Origin of the sequence: Nonomuraea sp. NPDC048916, assembly GCF_040649575.1 — a bacterium.
GTDB lineage: Bacteria > Actinomycetota > Actinomycetes > Streptosporangiales > Streptosporangiaceae > Nonomuraea.
The window spans coordinates 164,627-182,121 of record NZ_JBEZFS010000007.1; the positions used below are offsets into that span (position 1 = coordinate 164,627).

The 17,495-nt window shown below is 72.4% G+C and carries 15 protein-coding genes and 1 pseudogene; 9 read left to right on the forward strand and 7 right to left on the reverse strand.

Annotation, left to right across the window (positions count from 1 at the left end):
- The first annotated feature begins 71 nt into the window (after nucleotides 1-71).
- On the forward strand, nucleotides 72-242 hold the full coding sequence (locus AB0C16_RS09330) for a DUF3073 domain-containing protein (RefSeq protein ID WP_357680653.1): 171 nt from the start codon (nucleotides 72-74) through the stop codon (nucleotides 240-242).
- A gap of 134 nt (nucleotides 243-376) precedes the next feature.
- On the opposite strand, the gene AB0C16_RS09335 is transcribed toward AB0C16_RS09330, so the two are convergent.
- Both AB0C16_RS09335 and AB0C16_RS09340 read right to left on the reverse strand, forming a co-directional pair.
- Entirely contained in the window at nucleotides 377-1,783 is a 1,407-nt protein-coding gene (locus AB0C16_RS09335) for an LCP family protein (protein WP_357680655.1), read from the reverse strand.
- A 147-nt stretch (nucleotides 1,784-1,930) separates the two neighbouring features.
- The gene (locus tag AB0C16_RS09340) at nucleotides 1,931-2,200 is read right to left on the reverse strand and encodes a DUF6510 family protein (RefSeq protein ID WP_357680657.1); all 270 of its coding nucleotides are present in this window, start codon (nucleotides 2,198-2,200) and stop codon (nucleotides 1,931-1,933) included.
- Between AB0C16_RS09340 and AB0C16_RS09345 the strand changes: the two genes are divergently transcribed.
- Both AB0C16_RS09345 and AB0C16_RS09350 read left to right on the forward strand, forming a co-directional pair.
- Nucleotides 2,176-4,488, forward strand: coding sequence for a xanthine dehydrogenase family protein molybdopterin-binding subunit (locus tag AB0C16_RS09345; RefSeq protein WP_357680659.1), 2,313 nt, complete (start codon nucleotides 2,176-2,178; stop codon nucleotides 4,486-4,488). The genes AB0C16_RS09340 and AB0C16_RS09345 overlap by 25 nt on opposite strands.
- Nucleotides 4,489-4,498: 10 nt before the next feature.
- A complete protein-coding gene (locus tag AB0C16_RS09350) occupies nucleotides 4,499-6,055 on the forward strand; it encodes a phospholipase D-like domain-containing protein (RefSeq protein WP_357680661.1) in 1,557 nt (518 codons plus the stop codon).
- A gap of 70 nt (nucleotides 6,056-6,125) precedes the next feature.
- Here AB0C16_RS09350 and aroQ read toward each other — a convergent pair whose 3' ends face one another.
- Entirely contained in the window at nucleotides 6,126-6,575 is a 450-nt protein-coding gene (aroQ, locus tag AB0C16_RS09355; protein ID WP_357680663.1) for a type II 3-dehydroquinate dehydratase, read from the reverse strand.
- Nucleotides 6,576-6,689: 114 nt separating this feature from the next.
- Here aroQ and AB0C16_RS09360 point away from each other — a divergent pair.
- The 3 genes and pseudogenes from AB0C16_RS09360 to AB0C16_RS09370 form a co-directional block, all read left to right on the forward strand.
- A pseudogene (locus AB0C16_RS09360) lies at nucleotides 6,690-6,863 on the forward strand (potassium-transporting ATPase subunit C); the annotation flags it as partial.
- 5 nt (nucleotides 6,864-6,868) lie between these two features.
- The gene (locus AB0C16_RS09365; RefSeq protein ID WP_357680665.1) at nucleotides 6,869-9,409 is read left to right on the forward strand and encodes a DUF4118 domain-containing protein; all 2,541 of its coding nucleotides are present in this window, start codon (nucleotides 6,869-6,871) and stop codon (nucleotides 9,407-9,409) included.
- Nucleotides 9,406-10,074, forward strand: coding sequence for a response regulator (locus AB0C16_RS09370; protein ID WP_357680667.1), 669 nt, complete (start codon nucleotides 9,406-9,408; stop codon nucleotides 10,072-10,074). Before AB0C16_RS09365 ends, AB0C16_RS09370 begins: the two co-directional genes overlap by 4 nt.
- Before the next feature lie 9 nt (nucleotides 10,075-10,083).
- Here AB0C16_RS09370 and AB0C16_RS09375 read toward each other — a convergent pair whose 3' ends face one another.
- Nucleotides 10,084-11,268, reverse strand: coding sequence for a site-2 protease family protein (locus AB0C16_RS09375; protein ID WP_357680669.1), 1,185 nt, complete (start codon nucleotides 11,266-11,268; stop codon nucleotides 10,084-10,086).
- A gap of 150 nt (nucleotides 11,269-11,418) precedes the next feature.
- Here AB0C16_RS09375 and AB0C16_RS09380 point away from each other — a divergent pair, with 150 nt between their 5' ends.
- The 3 genes from AB0C16_RS09380 (at nucleotide 11,419) to AB0C16_RS09390 (ending at nucleotide 14,945) form a co-directional block, all read left to right on the forward strand.
- Nucleotides 11,419-13,623, forward strand: a complete 2,205-nt coding sequence (locus tag AB0C16_RS09380) for a polysaccharide lyase 8 family protein (RefSeq protein WP_357680671.1) — start codon at nucleotides 11,419-11,421, stop codon at nucleotides 13,621-13,623.
- Between the two features lie 231 nt (nucleotides 13,624-13,854).
- Nucleotides 13,855-14,262: a DUF6153 family protein gene (locus tag AB0C16_RS09385; RefSeq protein WP_357680673.1), complete on the forward strand. Its 408-nt coding sequence runs from the start codon at nucleotides 13,855-13,857 to the stop codon at nucleotides 14,260-14,262.
- Between the two features lie 53 nt (nucleotides 14,263-14,315).
- Complete coding sequence (locus AB0C16_RS09390) at nucleotides 14,316-14,945, forward strand: DUF305 domain-containing protein (RefSeq protein ID WP_357680675.1); 630 nt, start codon at nucleotides 14,316-14,318, stop codon at nucleotides 14,943-14,945.
- Nucleotides 14,946-15,003: 58 nt separating this feature from the next.
- On the opposite strand, the gene AB0C16_RS09395 is transcribed toward AB0C16_RS09390, so the two are convergent.
- From AB0C16_RS09395 to AB0C16_RS09405, 3 genes are all read right to left on the reverse strand, one after another.
- Entirely contained in the window at nucleotides 15,004-15,876 is an 873-nt protein-coding gene (locus AB0C16_RS09395; RefSeq protein ID WP_357680677.1) for a F510_1955 family glycosylhydrolase, read from the reverse strand.
- A gap of 71 nt (nucleotides 15,877-15,947) precedes the next feature.
- The gene (locus AB0C16_RS09400; protein ID WP_357680679.1) at nucleotides 15,948-16,898 is read right to left on the reverse strand and encodes a M56 family metallopeptidase; all 951 of its coding nucleotides are present in this window, start codon (nucleotides 16,896-16,898) and stop codon (nucleotides 15,948-15,950) included.
- A complete protein-coding gene (locus AB0C16_RS09405; RefSeq protein ID WP_357680681.1) occupies nucleotides 16,895-17,266 on the reverse strand; it encodes a BlaI/MecI/CopY family transcriptional regulator in 372 nt (123 codons plus the stop codon). The genes AB0C16_RS09400 and AB0C16_RS09405 overlap by 4 nt, the downstream gene beginning before the upstream one ends.
- Between the last annotated feature and the right edge of the window lie 229 nt (nucleotides 17,267-17,495).

A 17,495-nucleotide genomic window follows, 5' to 3' on the forward strand; every position in this document is an offset into this window, starting at 1 on the left:
CAGTGAAGTTGCATAATTCTTCAAGTCGTAAGGTTGTTGGCTAGGATGAGTGCGGGGACTAGGGAGTAGCCATGGGTCGAGGAAGAGCCAAGGCGAAGCAGACGAAGGTCGCTCGCCAGCTTAAGTACACAAACCACAACATCGACTACGACCGGCTCCGCGAGGAACTAGGCGCGGACACCGGACGTGACGAGATGCACCCGACGACGGGGTCCGACCAGGAGTCCGAGCGCGCGCAATGACGCGGGCCAGCCTGGCCGGCGCGAAGGTGACGTTCTCGAGCCGTCTGGCCTCCGGAGCCTGATCGGGCACCGAGGGCTCCAGACGGCTCGGCACCTTCCGGCGGGCATCTCCGAGGCACCCCCACACATGACCGTCACGCGGCGCAGGTGTCGTGCGTGGCGTCGAAGCCGTTGAGCGCCTCGGTGTCGTCGGCGCGCAGCGTCGTCAGCCCCTTCCAGTCGTCGCCGACGACCAGCACCAGGCGGCTGGTCCGCGCGCCGGGCACACCCCTGGGCGTGGCGGTGACCAGGTCCTTGGCCAGCGTCGGCACTCGCGTCTCGCCGTTCGGCGAGTAGAGGATCGCCGTCTTCGCGTACGGCTTGCGCGCCGCGTCGGAGACCTTGGTGATGTGATAGCCGCGCTGCTCCAGCGCGGCCGCCACCTGCGAGCCGAGACCGCCCCGATAGGTGCCGTTGCGCAGCTCGACCTGGATCTTCGAGCGCGAGACCTTGGCCTGGCCGCCCTTGACGCCCGACGGGCTGGTGTCCTTGGCGACGAGCCGGAAGAGCCGGGCCGCCTGCGGCTGGACCCACTCGACCCGGCCCGGCTGGCTCAGCGAATAGTGCCACGGCGTGGTGATGAAGCGGATCTGCCCGGCGGTGAGGCCCTGAAGGCTGCCGGCCAGGTCCTGCATCACTCCGGGCGTGAGGCCGGGGTCGGTGGTGACGGCCTTGGTGCCGGCGTCGAGGAAGCCGAGGAGCCGGGCCGGGTTCGTCAGCGTCTCGCCGCTCATCACCTTCTTCACCATCGAGGCGATGAACATCTGCTGGCGCTGGATGCGGCCGATGTCGGAGCCGTCGCCCAGGCTGTAGCGGGCGCGGACGTAGCCGAGCGCCTGCTCGCCGTCGAGCGTCTGGCGCCCGGCGGGCAGGTGGAGCAGCGCCTTCTTGTCGTCGACGCGCTCCGGCAGGCAGACCTCGACGCCGCCGACGGCGTCGACCATGTTCTTGAAGCCGGTGAAGTCGACCTTGACGAAGTGGTCGATGTGGATGCCGGTGAGCGCCTCGATCGTCTTCCAGGTGCAGGTGATGCCGCCGGAGTTGAACGACTCGTTGATCATGCCGAGGTGCGGCTGCTGGCCGGGCAGGGAACCCTTGGCGCGGCAGAAGGGGAGCTGGACCAGCGAGTCGCGGGGGAAGCTGACGACCATCGCGTGGTCGCGGTGGGACGAGACGTGCGCGAGCATGATCGTGTCGGTGCGCTCTCCCGGGAGCCGGCCGTATCTGGCGTTCCTGCCGTCGCGCCGGTCGGAGCCGACGATCAGCACGTTCATCGCCGTGCCCGCCACCTTGGGCGGGCGGGTCTCGCCCAGGTCGTCCGGGGTGACCTCGATGTGTTTGACGTTGCCGGTCAGTTTGGCGTAGACGCCGACCGCGACACCCGCGACCAGCAGGACGATCGTCACCGCGATCGCGATCGACCAGCGCAGCCAGCGCCCGCCGGTCCGGCGCGACGTGTGCGGTGACGGGGAAGGCGGCGCATCGACAAGCCCGCGGCTCACGTGACTCCCAACAGGACGGGGCCGAGCGCGCCGCCCGTGGCGAGAGCCTCTCCGTGCAGATCTCTCCGTGCGGATGCCGGCCGGTTGAACCTGGCCGAGTGTACTAAGGCCGGTGTTCGGACCAGGTAAGGACGGCGAGATCTCCCGTTAGTCCGGCAAGGTCACCCGCAGGGAGACGGCGCCGCGCAGGTCGAGCCAGACCGCGCCGGGGCCGCGCACCAGGCGCAGGACGACCTCCTCACAGGCGGGGCAGCGCGCCACCAGCCCGGGGCCGGGGCTGTGGACGTGCAGCGAGGCGACCGGCCCGGCCGCAGCCGGCGCGGCGGCCGGTGGCGGCCCTCCGAGGGCGGAGGTGTATGGACCGTCCGTGTGACGGGGCTCACAATCGGACCATGACTGAGGGCACACACGGCACACGGGTAGGCGCCAGGACGCCGCGCAGGGAGGACGCCCGGCTGCTCACGGGCCGGGCCGGATACGTCGGCAACGTACGTCTGCCGGGCACGGCGCACGCCGTCGTGGTCCGCAGCCCCATCGCCCACGGGCGGCTGGCCGCCTGCGACGCCAAGGAGGCCTGGACGGTCGAGGGCCTGCTCGACGTCATCACCCCGGGCGACGCGGCCGCCGTCCGCCTGCCCTGCGTCACCCTCGCGACCGGGCAGCGCCACACCTCCTATCCGGTGCTGGACGAGACCGTCCGCTACGCCGGCCAGCCGCTCGTCCTGGTGGTCGCCGAGACACGGGAGGCCGCCGCGGACGCGGCCGGGCTGATCGACCTCGAGTTCGACGAGCTGCCCGCGGTCATCGGGATCGAGCGGGCGCTGGATCCCGGGGCTCCGCTGCTCTACCCCGAGTGGGGCACGAACCTGGTCACCGACTCCGTGCTCGGCGACCCCGACTGCGACGAGGCCATCGCCGGGGCGGAGCACGTCGTCGAGCTGACGTTCGGCTTCGGCCGGGCGTCGCCCCACCCGATCGAGCCGCGCGGGATCGTCGCGTCCTTCGACGGCGCGGAGCTCACCATCCGCACCTCCACGCAGGCCCCGCACCACGTGCGCGAGCACGCCGCGGACGCGCTCGGGCTGACGCACGACAGGGTGCGCGTGATCAGCCGCGAGGCCGGGGGCGGGTTCGGCGGCAAGGAGCACATCTACCCCGACGAGGTGCTCGTCTGCCTGGCCGCGATGCGCCTGGGCCGCCCGGTGAGCTGGACCGAGTCGCCCGGCGACCGCCTGGTCGCCACGCTGCCGGCGCGGGCCGCCACGCACCGGGCGAGACTGGCGCTCGACGCGGACGGGCGGTTCGTCGCGCTGCACGCCGACGTGGTCGGCGACCTCGGCGGCCATCCGTCCAACGTGGGCATCTCGCCGTTCGCGGTGACGGCCGTCATGCTGCCCGGCCCCTACCGCTTCGACCGGGTCGCGGTACGCCTGCGCGGCGTCGTCACGACGACCACGCCCACCGGCTCCTACCGGGGCTTCGGCCAGCCCGAGGCCACCTGGACCCGGGAGCGGCTGGTCGACGAGGCGGCGCGGCGGCTCGGGATCGACCCCGTCGAGCTGCGGCTGCGCAACCTGCTCGGGCCCGGCGACCTGCCCTGCACCACCCGGACCTGGCAGCCGTACGACTCCGGCGACTACCCGCTCGCCCTGCGAACCCTGCGCGACCTGGTCGTGCCCCCGGCGCGAGACGACGGCCGCCGGCGCGGGATCGGGTTCTCCTGCCATGTGGAGGCCACCGGGGTGGGCCCGTCGATGGACATGAAGGCCACCGGCATGCAGGCGGGCGGTTACGAGACCGCGGTGCTGCGGATGGAGCCCGACGCCTCGGTCGTGGTCTCGTCGGGCGTGGCGGCGATGGGCCAGGGCATCGAGACGACGCTGGCCCAGATCGCCGCCGACCGGGTCGGGGTGCCGTTCGAGCGGGTGCGGGTGGTGCTCGGCGACACCGCGGTCACGCCCTACTCCTCGATCGGGTCCATAGCCAGCCGCTCGCTCGTGGTGGGCGGGGGAGCGCTCACGCAGGCCGCGGCGCGGCTCCGGGACAAGATCGTGGCCATCGCGGCCCACCGGCTGGAGGCCGCCCCGGACGACCTGGAGATCGTCGGCTCCGCCGTACAGGTCAGGGGCGACCCGCGGACGGCTCTGACGCTGCGGGAGATCGCCACGTCGGCGTGGCGCGGCTGGGACCTGCCCGAAGGCACGTCGCCCGGGCTGGAGGAACGGGTCAGCTACGACCCGGTGGCCTACACCTTCGCCTACGGGGCGCACGCCGCGGCCGTCGCCGTCGATCCGGAGACGGGGGCCGTCGAGGTGGAGGGCTACTGGGCGGTCGGTGACTCGGGCGTGCTGGTGAACCCGGCCATCGTCGAAGGCCAGCTCCGCGGCGGCATCGCGCAGGGCATCGGCATGGCGCTGACGGAGGAGATCGTCTACACCGACGAGGGGCAGCCCATCACCGAATACCTGCTGCCGACGACCCGCGAGATCCCCGACATCCACGTCGTGATGCTGGAGACGCCCTCGCCGATCACGCCAGGAGGCATGAAGGGCGCCGGCGAGGCCGGGACCATCGGGCCGCCGGCCGCCATCGGCAACGCGGTCGCCGCCGCCCTCCCGGAGGTCGCCGACCGTGTCACCAGCACACCCCTGACGCCGGAGGCCGTCTGGTCGCTGCTCAGGCATGAACCGGCGGCGCCCGGGTAGCCGCGAGCGGATGGGGCTCACGGACTGGTTCCTCACCGACGAGGAACGCGACAACCCGTCCACCCGGCTGGCCGCCTGGTCGACGGGCAACCTGGTGCGCCCGCTGGTCCACGGCGCCGCGTACTTCGCCGAGCTCCAGGAGCGCCTGGACGGGCTCGGCGAGGACGACCTGCTGCTGTTCGCCGACTGGCGAGGCGATCCCGACGAGCGGCTGAGCGACGGCGGGCCGCGGGTGGCCGGCGCGATGGCCCGCGCGGCGCACCGGGGAGCCCTGGTCAGGGGACTGCTCTGGCGCTCACACCTCGACCTGCTGCGGTTCAGCGCCGCGGAGAACCGGCACCTGGGCGAGGACATCGAGGAGGCCGGCGGACAGGCCGTGCTCGACACGCGGGTGCGGCCCGGCGGGTCCCACCACCAGAAGTTCGTCGTGCTGCGCCACGAGTCCGGCTCGGCCAGGGACGTGGCCTTCGTCGGCGGGATCGACCTGTGCCACAGCCGCCGCGACGACGCCCGGCACGGCGGCGATCCGCAGGTCGCGCCCATGCCCGCTGTGTACGGCGAGCGGCCGCCCTGGCACGACGTCCAGGTGGCGATCCACGGGCCGGCCGTGGCCGAGGTGGAGAAGGTGTTCCGCGAGCGTTGGGAGGATCCGGCTCCCGCGACCCGCCAGCCGCTCCGGCGATTACGCGACCACCTGGGGCGGATGGACGACGTGCCGCCGCTGCCCCGCCCCGGGCCGCCGCCGGTGCCCGCCGGCACGCACGCCGTGCAACTGCTGCGCACCTATCCCCACCGGCGCAGCCCCTATCCGTTCGCGCCGAGGGGAGAGCGGAGCGTGGCCCGGGCCTACCAGAAGGTGCTGCGCCGGGCGAGTTCGCTGGTCTACCTGGAGGACCAGTACCTGTGGTCGACCGAGGTGATCGAGCCGTTCGCCGAGGCGCTGGAGCGCGAGCCCGGACTCCGCATGATCATCGTGGTGCCGCGCCACCCCGACCAGGACGGCTGGCTCGCCGGGCCCGCCAGCCTGATCGGCAGGAGCGAGGCGCTCGGCCGGCTCCGGCGGGCGGGCGGCGGCCGGGTCGCGGTCTACGACCTGGAGAACCCCGCCGGCACCCCGGTGTACGTGCACGCCAAGGCGTGCGTGGTCGACGACGTGTGGGCGAGCGTCGGCTCGGACAACGTCAACCTGCGGTCGTGGACGTACGACTCGGAGCTGAGCTGCGCGATCGTCGACGAGGAGCCGGACCCGCGCCCGCCCCGCGGGGCCCGCGTGTTCGCCAGGCGGCTGCGGCTCGCGCTGGCCGCCGAGCACCTCGACCGCGATCCCGGAGACGTGGACGAGTTGTGCGACCCGAAGGCCGCCTTCGAGGCGTTCGCCGAGTCCGCGCGGCGGCTGGAGTCGTGGCATCGCGGTGGCCGCCGGGGGCCGCGCCCGCCCGGGCGGCTGCGCCCGCATCCCCGGCCGGAGCTGGGGCGGGTGCGCCGGGTGCTGGCCAGGCCGTTGTACCGGCTGGCCGTGGACCCCGACGGCCGCCCCCCGGACCTGCGCCGGACGCGCCGGTTCTGACCGGCCCCGGTCCTGACGTGGCCCGGTTGTGGCGTGGCCCGGTCCTGATGCGCCGGGTCAGCGCGCCGGGTCAGCGGGCCGCCTGGAAGAGGCCGTTGATGGCCAGGACGTAGCCGTACACGCCGAAGCCGACGACGATGCCGCGGGCGACCGGCGAGAGGTAGGAGTGGTGCCGAAACGGCTCGCGCCGGTGCACGTTGGAGATGTGCACCTCGACCACCGGCAGCTCGGCGCCCTCGATGGCGTCGTGCAGGGCGACCGAGGTGTGCGTGTAGGCCCCGGCGTTGAACACGGCGCCGATGGACCGGCCGGCCTTCACCTCGGCGCCCGCCTCGTGGATCCAGTCGATCAGCTGGCCCTCGTGGTTGGACTGGCGGAAGTCGACGTCGAGCCCGAGTTTCCCGGCCTCCTGCCGGCACAGCTCCTCCACCTCGGCCAGCGTGGTGGAGCCGTAGACCTCGGGCTTGCGGGTGCCGAGCAGGTTCAGGTTCGGGCCGTTGAGTATCAGGACCGATGCCATGGGTGCCTCGATTCGCGTCGCGTTCTCAGAGCTCCGCCCATCCTCTCCGATCCGTCCCCTTTCCCCTGCCCCGCCGTACGCAGTCCTGTTCTCGCCCCGGAAGGTCAGCGCGGCGTCGGCCAGGCCTGCCCCGAGGCTCCCTTCGTCACGACCTACCATGGCCTCAAGGTGGAATGCGGCGAGCCGGGTGAGGACTATGCGGCAGGCAGGACGGTCCCCGTCAGGGGCGACACGAGGACACCCGTGGTGCCTGCCGACGCGGTGACCGCCAGCGGATCGGGGCTCGACCGTTCATGACCAGGGGCCGCCTGCGGGTCTACCTCGGGGCCGCCCCCGGGGTCGGCAAGACCTACGCCATGCTCAGCGAGGCCCGCAGGGCGCGCGAGCGCGGCAGGGACGTGGTCGTGGGTTTCGTCGAGACCCACGGCCGCGCCCGCACCGCCGAGCTGCTGGAGGGCCTGGAGATCATCCCCCGCAGGACCATGGTCCACCGGGGGGCCACCTTCACCGAGCTCGACGTCGAGGCGGTCATCGAGCGCGCCCCGAAGATCGCCCTGATCGACGAGCTGGCCCACACCAACGTGCCCGGCTCGGCCAACCCCAAGCGCTGGCAGGACATCGACGAGATCCTCGACGCCGGGATCGACGTCGTCTCCACGGTCAACATCCAGCACCTGGAGTCCGTCAACGACGTCGTCCAGGAGATCACCGGCGTCCCGCAGCGCGAGACGGTCCCCGACGAGGTCGTACGGCGGGCCGACCAGGTCGAGCTGGTCGACATGTCGCCCGAGGCGCTGCGCCGCCGCATGTCCCACGGCAACGTCTACGCCCCGGAGAAGCTCGACGCCGCGCTCGCCAACTACTTCCGCGTGGGCAATCTCACCGCGCTGCGCGAGCTGGCCCTGCTCTGGGTCGCCGGCAAGGTCGACGACCAGCTCGACCGCTACCGGGCCGAGCACGGCATCGCCGGCACCTGGGAGACCCGCGAACGCGTCGTGGTCGCGCTGACCGGCGGCCCCGAAGGCGACACGCTGGTCCGCCGCGCCGCCCGGATCGCCGCCAGGAACAAGGGCGCCGACCTGATCGCGGTGCACGTGACCAGCGCCGACGGGCTGGCCGGAGGCGATCCGGCCAACCTGGCCCGCCAGCGCACCCTGGTCGAGAGCATGGGAGGCACCTACCACCAGGTCGTCGGCGACGACATCCCGCGCGCCCTGCTCGACTTCGCCCGCGGCGTCAACGCCACCCAGCTCGTGCTCGGCGCGTCGAGGAGAGGACGGCTGGCCCAGGTCTTCTCGCGCGGGGTGGGCGTCACCACCACGGCGCTGTCCGGCTCCATCGACGTGCACATGATCACCCATGCGGAGGTGGCCAGGGTCGGCACCCGTCGGTCGCGTTCCCGGGCGGCGCTCACGCGCAGGCGGCGGCTGGCCGGGTGGGCCATGGCGGTCGCCGGGATGCCCGCGCTGACCGCGGCGCTGACGCCGTTCGCCGAAGGGCTGGCGCTGCCCAGCGAGATCCTGCTGTTCCTGCTCATGGTCGTCGGAGTGGCGCTGGTGGGCGGCATGTGGCCGGCGGTGACCGCGGCCGTCGGCGGGTCGCTCCTGCTCAACTGGTTCTTCACGCCGCCGTCCGGTGAGTTCACCATCTACGATCCCGAGAACTTCCTGGCGCTGGTCGTGTTCGTCCTGGTCGCCGCCGCGGTGAGCGTGATCGTGGACATCGCGGCCCGGCGGACGAGGGAGGCCGCGCGCGCCGGTGCGGAGGCGGAGCTGCTGTCCGCCCTGGCCGGTCATGTCCTGCGCGGCCAGGCCGCGGTGCCGTCGCTGCTCGCCCGGATGCGGGAGACGTTCGGGCTGGGATCGGTCACACTGCTGGAGCGGGTCGGTGAGCCGAGCCCCGACGACCGGTCCGAGCCCGGGGCGTGGCGGATCGTGGCCACGTCGGGCGGCCCCCCGGCCACCTGCCCGGACGCCGCCGACACCGACGTGGTGATCGACGACGACCTGGTCCTCGCGGCGCGCGGGCGGCTGACCGAGGCCGCCGACCGGCGCGTGCTGGAGGCGTTCGCCGCCGAGACCGCCGTGGCGCTGCGCCAGCGACGCCTGGAAGAGGAGGTCAACCAGGCCAAACCGCTGGCCGAGGTGGACCGGATGCGCACTGCGCTGCTCGCGGCCGTCAGCCACGACCTGCGCAGCCCGCTGGCCGCGGCCAAGGCGGCGGTGGAGAGCCTGGGCAACACCGGCATCGACTGGTCGGAGCGCGATCGCGCGGAGTTGCTGGACACCGCCGAGGAGTCGCTGGACAGGCTGGAGCGGCTCGTGGTCAACCTGCTCGACATGAGCCGCCTGCAGGCCGGGGTGCTGGGGGCCGACCTCCAGCCCGTCCTCGTCGAGGAGGTCCTGCCCCGGGCGATCGACGATCTCGGACCGGTCCGCGACCACGTCGAGGGCGAGGTTCCGGCCGGGCTGCCCGAGGTCCTCGCCGACCCGGCGCTGCTGGAGCGGGTGCTGGTCAACCTGATGGCCAACGCGGCGCGCTACAGCCCGCCCGGCGAGCAGGTGCTGATCACCGCCAGCCAGTACGCCGGCCAGGTCGAGATCCGCGTCATCGACCGCGGCCCCGGCATCCCGCCCGAGGCTCACGACCGGGTCTTCCTGCCGTTCCAGCGGCTCGGCGACCGCGACAACCACTCGGGCGTCGGTCTCGGCCTGGCGCTCTCCCGAGGGCTGGCCGAGGCCATGGGCGGCACCCTCGTGCCTGATGAGACGCCCGGCGGAGGGCTCACCATGGTCCTGACACTGCCCGTCGCGACGGGCGCGGTGTCCACGTGACCCGCGTGCTGGTCGTCGACGACGAACCCCAGATCCTGCGGGCGCTCCGGATCAACCTCGCGGCCCGGCAGTACGAGGTCGCGGTCGCCGCAGACGGTGGCACGGCACTGCGCGAGGCCGCCGACTGGCATCCCGACCTGATCATCCTCGATCTCGGCCTGCCCGACCTCGACGGCGTGGAGGTCATCCACGGCCTGCGCGGCTGGACCAGTGTGCCGATCATCGTGCTGTCCGGCCGGGCCGGCGGCAGGGACAAGATCGAGGCGCTCGACGCGGGGGCCGACGACTATGTCACCAAGCCGTTCGGCATCGACGAGCTGCTCGCCCGGATCCGCGCCGTCACCCGCCGGACGAGCGCCCAGGAGCCGGAGCTCGCTCGCGTCCGGCTCGGCGCCCACGTGGTGGACCTGGCCGGCAAGACGATCTCCGGCGACGTACGGCTGACGCCCACCGAATGGCACATCCTGGAGCTGCTGCTCCGCCATCCCGGCAAGCTGATCAGCCAGCGGCAGATCCTCACCGAGGTCTGGGGCGCCCAGTACGTCAAGGAGACCCACTACCTGCGCCAGTACATGGCCCAGTTGCGCCGCAAACTGGAGCGGGACCCGGCCCGCCCGGCCCATCTGATCACCGAACCCGGCATGGGCTACCGCTTCCAGCCGTGAGGCGGAGGCTCAGGTGCGGGGGTGGTCGGCGTACGGGGGTGCCAGGTCGGCGCCACCCGGCCGGTGGGGCCGCAGGTCGGCGGTCTGCACCATCCGGCTGATGTCGCTGGGCGTGATCAGCCCGAGCAGGCGGCCGGCGCTGTCGAGGACGACCGCCCGCCCGTCGGCGCAGCCGTCCATCCGCACCAGCAGATCGGTCAGCTTCTCGTCCGGCCGCGCCGTGGGCACCTGGTCCGGCGGGCAGGAGACGTCCCGCAGCCGGGTCGAGGCACGCCGGTCGGCGGGCAGCCGGCGGAGCCGGTTGAGCGTCACCAGCCCGGCGAAGACGCCGCGCTCGTCCACCAGCGGGTAGGTCGACAGGTGGGAGACCATCACCACCTGCTCGATCAGGGCGGCGACGGTCTCGTCGGGGTGCGCCGCGACGGGGTGCGGTGTCATCACCTGATCCACCCGGATGCCGTGCAGGGCGGCGCCGACCACGGTCTGCTGCTCCTCGGCGCTGGCCGCGTTCACCAGGAACAGACCGATCAGGGCCAGCCACAGCCCTTGGAAGCCCAGGCCGGTGACGACCTGGGCGAAGCCCAGGGCGATGAGCGCGTAACCGAAGACCCGGCCGGCGCGGGCCGCGGTGATCGCGGCATTGACCTGGTCTCCCCGCCACTTCCACAGCACCGCGCGGAGCACCCGCCCGCCGTCCAGCGGCGCGGCCGGGATCAGGTTGAAGACGGCCAGCAGCACGTTGATCCCGGCCAGGTAGGCGAACATGCCGGTGAGCAGGTGAGTGCCGCCGACCGCCGAGCTCAGCCAGGCCACCAGGCCGAACACCGCTCCGGCGACCAGGCTGGTGAACGGCCCGACGGCGGCGATCCAGAGGTCGGCGCCCGGCGTCCGGGCCTGACCCCGCAGGCTGGCCACGCCGCCGAGCAGCCACAGCGTGATGCCCGCCACCTCGATGCCGTGCCTCTTGGCGACCAGGGCGTGGGCCATCTCGTGGGCCAGCAGCGAGGCCAGGAACAGCACCGCCGTGATGAGCGCGGCGATCACGTAGACCGCCACCGAGTGACCCGGGAAGGCGACCGGGAACCGCCCGAAGGCCAGCCCGACCACCAGGATCACGACGATGACGAGCACGCTGACGTTGAGGCCGACCGGCACTCCGCCGATCCGGCCCAGCTTGATGGAGGAGCGCATCATCTCTCCCGTGATAGTTCTCCCGTCCTCCTTCCCCTGACCGGCACATCCACACAGAGCGCGCCGCAAACCCCACACAGCCATAATCAAGGCGTGACGGGGTATTCCAGGCGATTATTTCTCCAGCTCAGTGGTGCCGCCGCGGCCGGGACGATGGTCTCAGGACAGGGCGCCCACTCCTGGGAGGAGTCCTTCGAACGGCTGCGCCGCCGGTGGCGGGACGTGACGGCGGGGTCGAGGTTCGACGCGGCGGCGGAGCCGTACCGGACGCGGCTGGCCAGGCTGGGCTCGACGGCGGCGGCCTACCGCGACCTGATGGCGCCGAGCCGGACGTCGCTCTGGCCCGACCTCCTCTTCCCCTCCTTTCTCGACACCCCGGCGCGGCTGCGGACCATGGCGCGCGCGTTCGCCCTGCCCGGGACCGGCCTGACCGGCGACGTGGACCTGGCCAGGGCCGTCGCGGCCGGCATCGACCACTTCCGGCGGCGGGTCTACCGGGCGGGCGCGAAGGCGACCGGCAACTGGTGGAGCTGGGAGATCGGCGCCCCCAAGCGGCTCCTCGACGCGGCCGTGCTCATCGGCCCCCACCTGACGGAGCGGCAGCGCGCGGCGCTGGTGGAGGCGGTGGACCACTTCGTCCCCGAGTGCCGCCTGGACGACTACAGCGGCACCAGCACCGGGGCCAACCGGGTGGACCTGTGCACGGTGCTGCTGCTGCGCGCCGTCCTCACCGCCGACCCCGACCGGGCCGCGACGGCCGCCTCGGCGCTCTCCCCGACCTTCCCGTACGTCTCCGAGGGCGACGGTCACTACCGGGACGGCTCGTTCGTCCAGCACACGTTCGTCCCCTACCAGGGCGGTTACGGGGCGGTGCTGCTGGGCGGGCTGGCGACGCTGTTCGCGGTGCTGCGCGGCTCACCGTGGGAGATCACCGACCCGGACCGGCAGGTCGTCTACGACTCGGTCGAGAAGTCGTTCGCGCCCGTCGTCCACGACGGCCTGTGCATGGACCTCGTCAGCGGAAGGGCGATCGGCAGGCACCCGTACGGCGACCACCGGAGGGGACGCGCGATCGCCGCCGCGATCCTGCTCCTCGCGGAGACCGCCACCGCCGCCGAACGGGCCCGCTGGCAGGCCATGGTCAAGGGGTGGGCGGCGCGGAACACCCACCAGCCCATGCTCGACGCGGCGGAAGCCGGTGACCTGGGGTTCCACGCCCGGCTGGCCGCGATCCTGGACGACGGCGCGATCCCCGCGGTCGCCGAGCCCGTGGGGCACCGGCTGCTCGCGATGAGCGCCCGCGCCGTGCACCGCGGGCCGGGCTGGTGCGCCGGGCTCAGCATGGCCTCCTACCGGATCGGCCACTACGAGCACGGCAACGGCGAGAACCTACGCGGCTGGCACACCGGCTCCGGGATGCTCTACTGGTGGGCCGAAGGCCACGGCGACCAGTATTCCGACGCGTTCTGGTCCACGGTCGACCCCTACCGCCTGCCGGGCACGACGGTCTCCACCAGGCGGCTGCCCGACGGCGCCGGCAAGGGCTGGGGCGACACCTGCCCGCCGGGCCGCTGGGTGGGCGGCGCCACCGACGGCACGTACGCGACGGTCGGCCAGCACCTGAACGGCCTGGAGAGCACGATGGAGGCGTTCAAGTCGTGGTTCTTCCTCGACGACGCCGTGGTCTGCCTGGGCGCGGGCATCTCGGCGGAGGACGGCGTGCCGGTCGAGACCATCGTGGACAACCGCCGGACCGACGCGTTCCCCACCGTGGACGCGGCCGGGCGCTGGGCGCACCTGGAGGGGCACGGCGGCTACGTCCTGCCCGGCGGCGACCGCCTGCGCACGCTGCGCGAGGCGCGCGGCACCGCCCCGGAGCGCCGCACCTACGTGACCCTCTGGCTCGACCACGGCGTCGATCCCGCCTCGGCGGGCTACGTCTACCTGCTGCTGCCGGGAGCCGGCCTGGCCGAGACGCGGGCCCGCGCCGCCGACTCGGGGTGGGCACGGGTGCTGGTCAACACCGCCCGGCGGCAGGGGGTGCACATCCCGTCGCTCGGGATCACCGCCGTCAACTTCTGGAACGAGGGCGCCGCCGGCGGGCTGACCGCCGACGCTCCGTGCGCGGTGCTCGTCCGCGAACGCGACGACGGCACGGCCACGCTGACCGTGTCGGACCCCCGGCGCGACCTGGGCGAGCTGACCGTGACCTGGGACCGGCCGGTGGCCGGGGTGACCCGCGGGCACCGGCTCCTGACGCGCGCGACGACCGGCGCGAAGCTCACGCTCTCCTTCGGCCGGCTGTCGGACCGGGGCGGCGGCTCGGTGACGGTCTCCGTACGGACCGGGCAGACTTGAGGCGTCGCACGCCTTGACGGTCGGGGCCCTGGGCGTCACTCGGATGCTAGCGGCGATCGTAGGTCGGCGATCAGAACGTCGGCGGTGCCCTATCGACGCGCGACGCCTCCAAGCAGGACGAAGTCTGAATCATCTTGAGGAATGGCACCGCCACGGGTGCGTGGAGTGCGTGAATGCCCGCCCTGTCTACTATCGTCGATAGCGACAATCTCGCGTCTGTGTGGGGAACGGATGGGTGGACGAGCTTTCGGCCGCCGCCGCGTGTCGCGGTGGATGCTGCTCGTGCTGCTCTGCGTCGGCGTCGTCGGGATGCACACCCTCGGGCATTCCGGCTCCCACCAGCCCGGCTCCCACCAGCGTCAGCATGAGGTCGCGGAGCCGACGCACGGCGTGGGCACGCCTTCACCGGTCGCGGGGGACACGCGCCCCGCCGGTGAGCGCCTGCCCGACCTCGATCCAGGTGCCGTGTGCCTGGCCGTCCTGACCTCGTTCGTCCTCCTCCTCGTCGCGGTTGTGCGGGCATGTCCGCATCGCCGGGAGGAGACGGGAGCGCCGGGGCTCGCCACGCCGCGAATCACCCGGCCGTCCCCGCAGATCATGGCGCTCCGGCTCACCCGCGTGTCGGTGCTGCGCATATAGCCGATCGATCTCACGATCACGGCTAGGCACACATCCGTCACGAGGAGTTATTCATGTTCACCAACCGATCGATCGTCCAGCGCATCTCGCGCGCCGCGGCCATGGGAGCCGGAGCGCTGGTCCTGCTCACCGCCTGCGGTGGCGGCGACAACTCACCGGCCGGGCACGACATGCCCGCCATGCGGAGCGATGCTCCGGCCACCACGACCGCCGGCGCTCAGCCGGGCGAGTCATTCAACGACGCCGACGTGATGTTCGCGCAGATGATGATCCCGCATCATCAGCAGGCCGTCGAAATGGCCGAGCTGGCCGAAACCCGTGCCGCCGACGCCGAGGTCAGGGACCTGGCCGCGAAGATCAAGGCCGCCCAGGACCCGGAGATCCAGACCATGCGGGGCTGGCTGAAGACCTGGGGCAGGCCCGAGTCCGCCGGCGCCATGGACCACGGCATGCCGGGGATGATGTCCGGCGAGGAAATGAACGACCTCAAGACGGTCAAGGGCGCCGCGTTCGACAAGCGGTTCGCGCAGCTCATGATCGCTCACCACGAGGGCGCGATCGAGATGGCCCAGATCGAGCAGGCGCAAGGCGCCGACACCGAGGCCAAGGCCCTCGCGAGGGGCATCGAGACGGCTCAGCGGGCCGAGGTGGAGCAGTTGCGGAAGATCGTCGACCGTCTCTGAGCTCCGGTGCCGGGTGCCCCTCCGCGGGGCACTCGGCGTTCGGCCACGCCGCCGGGCGTCAATCGTGCGCGGGCGTGAAGATCACGGTGAAGCTCTCGCCGCCGTCTCTCGACTCCAGGACCGCGCCGTCCTCGGTGGCGGTGAGCAGCCGGCGCGCGTCGACGGCGGTGAAGGCGGCGGCGGGGCCGGGCAGCTTGCCGCCGCCCTCCCAGGTGCGGCCGCCGTCGCGACTGGTGTGGATCTGACCGTTTGTGTCCGGACCGATCAGTACGTCTCCGGCCGGGTAGTCGATATGGGTGAGAAGTGGGGCGTTCGCCACCTTCTTGAACTCCATTCCGCCGTCGCCGCTGACCTTCAGCCCCTGTGGGGTGGTGGCGTGGACCCTGGTGAGATCGTCGGTGCTCACGGCGAGGTCGATCATGGGCTCCTCAGCTCCCGGGATCCAGCTCTGACCTCCATCGGCGCTCCGGCGCAGCCGCCCGGACTGGGTGTCGAAGGCGTAGATGGTGTCACCGGCCACGTGCAGCGTGTGGAAATCGGCCACGCCCTCTTCGGACACCGTCGTCCATGTCCGCCCACTGTCGGTGGTGCGGATCAGGCCGAGGTGCGGGGACTCGCCGGGAGAGTCCGCCGCCGGATGGCCGCTGGCCAGGAACGTCCTGGGCCCGACCACGGTGAATCCCATGTAGTCCTGGATACGGTCGGCGACGCGGTCGGCGGCCCCGTCGCTCCTCACCCTGAACAATCCGTAGTGGCCCGCCACGTAGATCGCCCCATCGGCGGGATCGACGCCCAGGCCGTGTATGTGCCCGATGCCGGGGTCCTGTCGCCCGGCGCTCGCCGGTGCCTGCGTCTGGCCGCAGGCCGCCGTGGCGAGCAGCAGCACCGCCGCCGCGGCTGCCGCGCGGAGCCGGGAATGGATTTCACCCATGAGGACGACCTTGTTCGGGGACTCGTGGCCACGCCAGTCTAGCCGTCCTACTATGTGCCCTCGTAGATGGGTCAGATGCCGAGGAACTGATGGCAGTGGTGTACGAGGAAGGAGCCGAGGCCGGGGGCGAGAGCCACCACGGCCGGTCCCGCCAGCAGCGACCCGACCGCGAGCAATCCGGCCACGCGTTGGGCGCGGTCGAGCGGCGCCTGGGGATTGAGCATGCGCCGTACGCGAGCCAGGGCGGTCTCGCCGCCCGCGCCCAGGGCGAAGGCGGGCACGCCTCCCGTGGCCAGCCGGACCAGCGCGGCCGCGATGAGGACGCGAGGATGGCGGCGGGCCGCCAGGTCGTCGGCGAGAAGTTCGACGAGCCGGGCGAGCTCGACTCTGGACTGCTCGAACAGCGGAACGCGCGGGAGGGCTCTGGCGAGGGCCTCCGCTCCGGCGAGGACGAGGTGATGACGGCCTCGCAGGTGGGCCCGCTCATGCGCGAGCACGGCGGCGGCCTGCTCGGGAGTCAGGTTGCGCAGGGCGCCCGTGGTGATGACCGCCCTGCCGTGCCTGCCGGGAAGGCAGTAGGCCAGCCGCTCGTCGTAGTCGACGACGATCGCGTCGAGCCGGCCATCGTGCCGGCCGAGCAGGGTGAGCATCTCCGCATGGCGGCGTCGCTCCGAACGGGCCCTGACCAGAACCACGGCGGCGCAGTGGACGAGCCGGGCGATCAGCGCACCGGTCACGACCAGGGCGATGCCCGTGGCCGTCGCGCTCACGCCCGCCCCATGCGCCAGCAGTGCGGCACATGCCACGAAGAACTCCGCCAAGCCGTGGCCGATCACCGATGCGGGGACGGCCATCGCGAAGGCGGCCAGCAGGAGGGAGCCGATCACGGAGGCGCACGCCGCCTGCCATAGGACGATCGCCAGCCGAGGCGCGCGCTCGGTCCAGTGCGCGCGGGTCAGCAACCGTGGGAGGACGGTCGCGGCGATGACCGCGTAGAGCGCCAGAACGGCCGCCACCGTCATGTGCGGCCCTTGGGTGGGAACACCTGCAGCGCCGCCTCCAGGGCGCTCGCCTCCTCGGGAGTCAGCTGCTCCAGGAAGTGCACCAGGGTCGCGGCCTGGTTGCCGCTTCTGGCCAGGGACTCGCGCATCAGCTCGGCGGTGTAGGCCGCCTTCGAGGAGACCGGCCGGTAAATGTAGGCCTTGCCGACCGGCTCGCGCCTGAGCAGCCCCTTGGTGTGGAGTTTGTCCATCACGGTCATCACGGTCGTGTAGGCGATCTCCCGCTCCCGGCGTAGGTCCTCGAGCACGTCGCGGACCGACGCCGGCCGGTGGTAGGACCACATGCGATCCATGATCGTGGACTCCAGCTCGCCCAAACCACGCGTCATGCGAAGCCCTCCCACCTGCGAGTCTGCGAATCATTTCAATGCTACCGACGATCGTAGATGTGTGGCCAGGTGACGGCGGGGGACGGAGCGGTTCTGGGCCCTGACGGCGGGCTCGGCGCCTCGGAGGCGCGCCCGGCCGCCGATGCGGGACCTGACCACTATGGAGCATAGTTGTGGATCGGCTAGGCTGGCGAACCTTGAGCAGCAGTTCTTACGCCATCATGGTTGG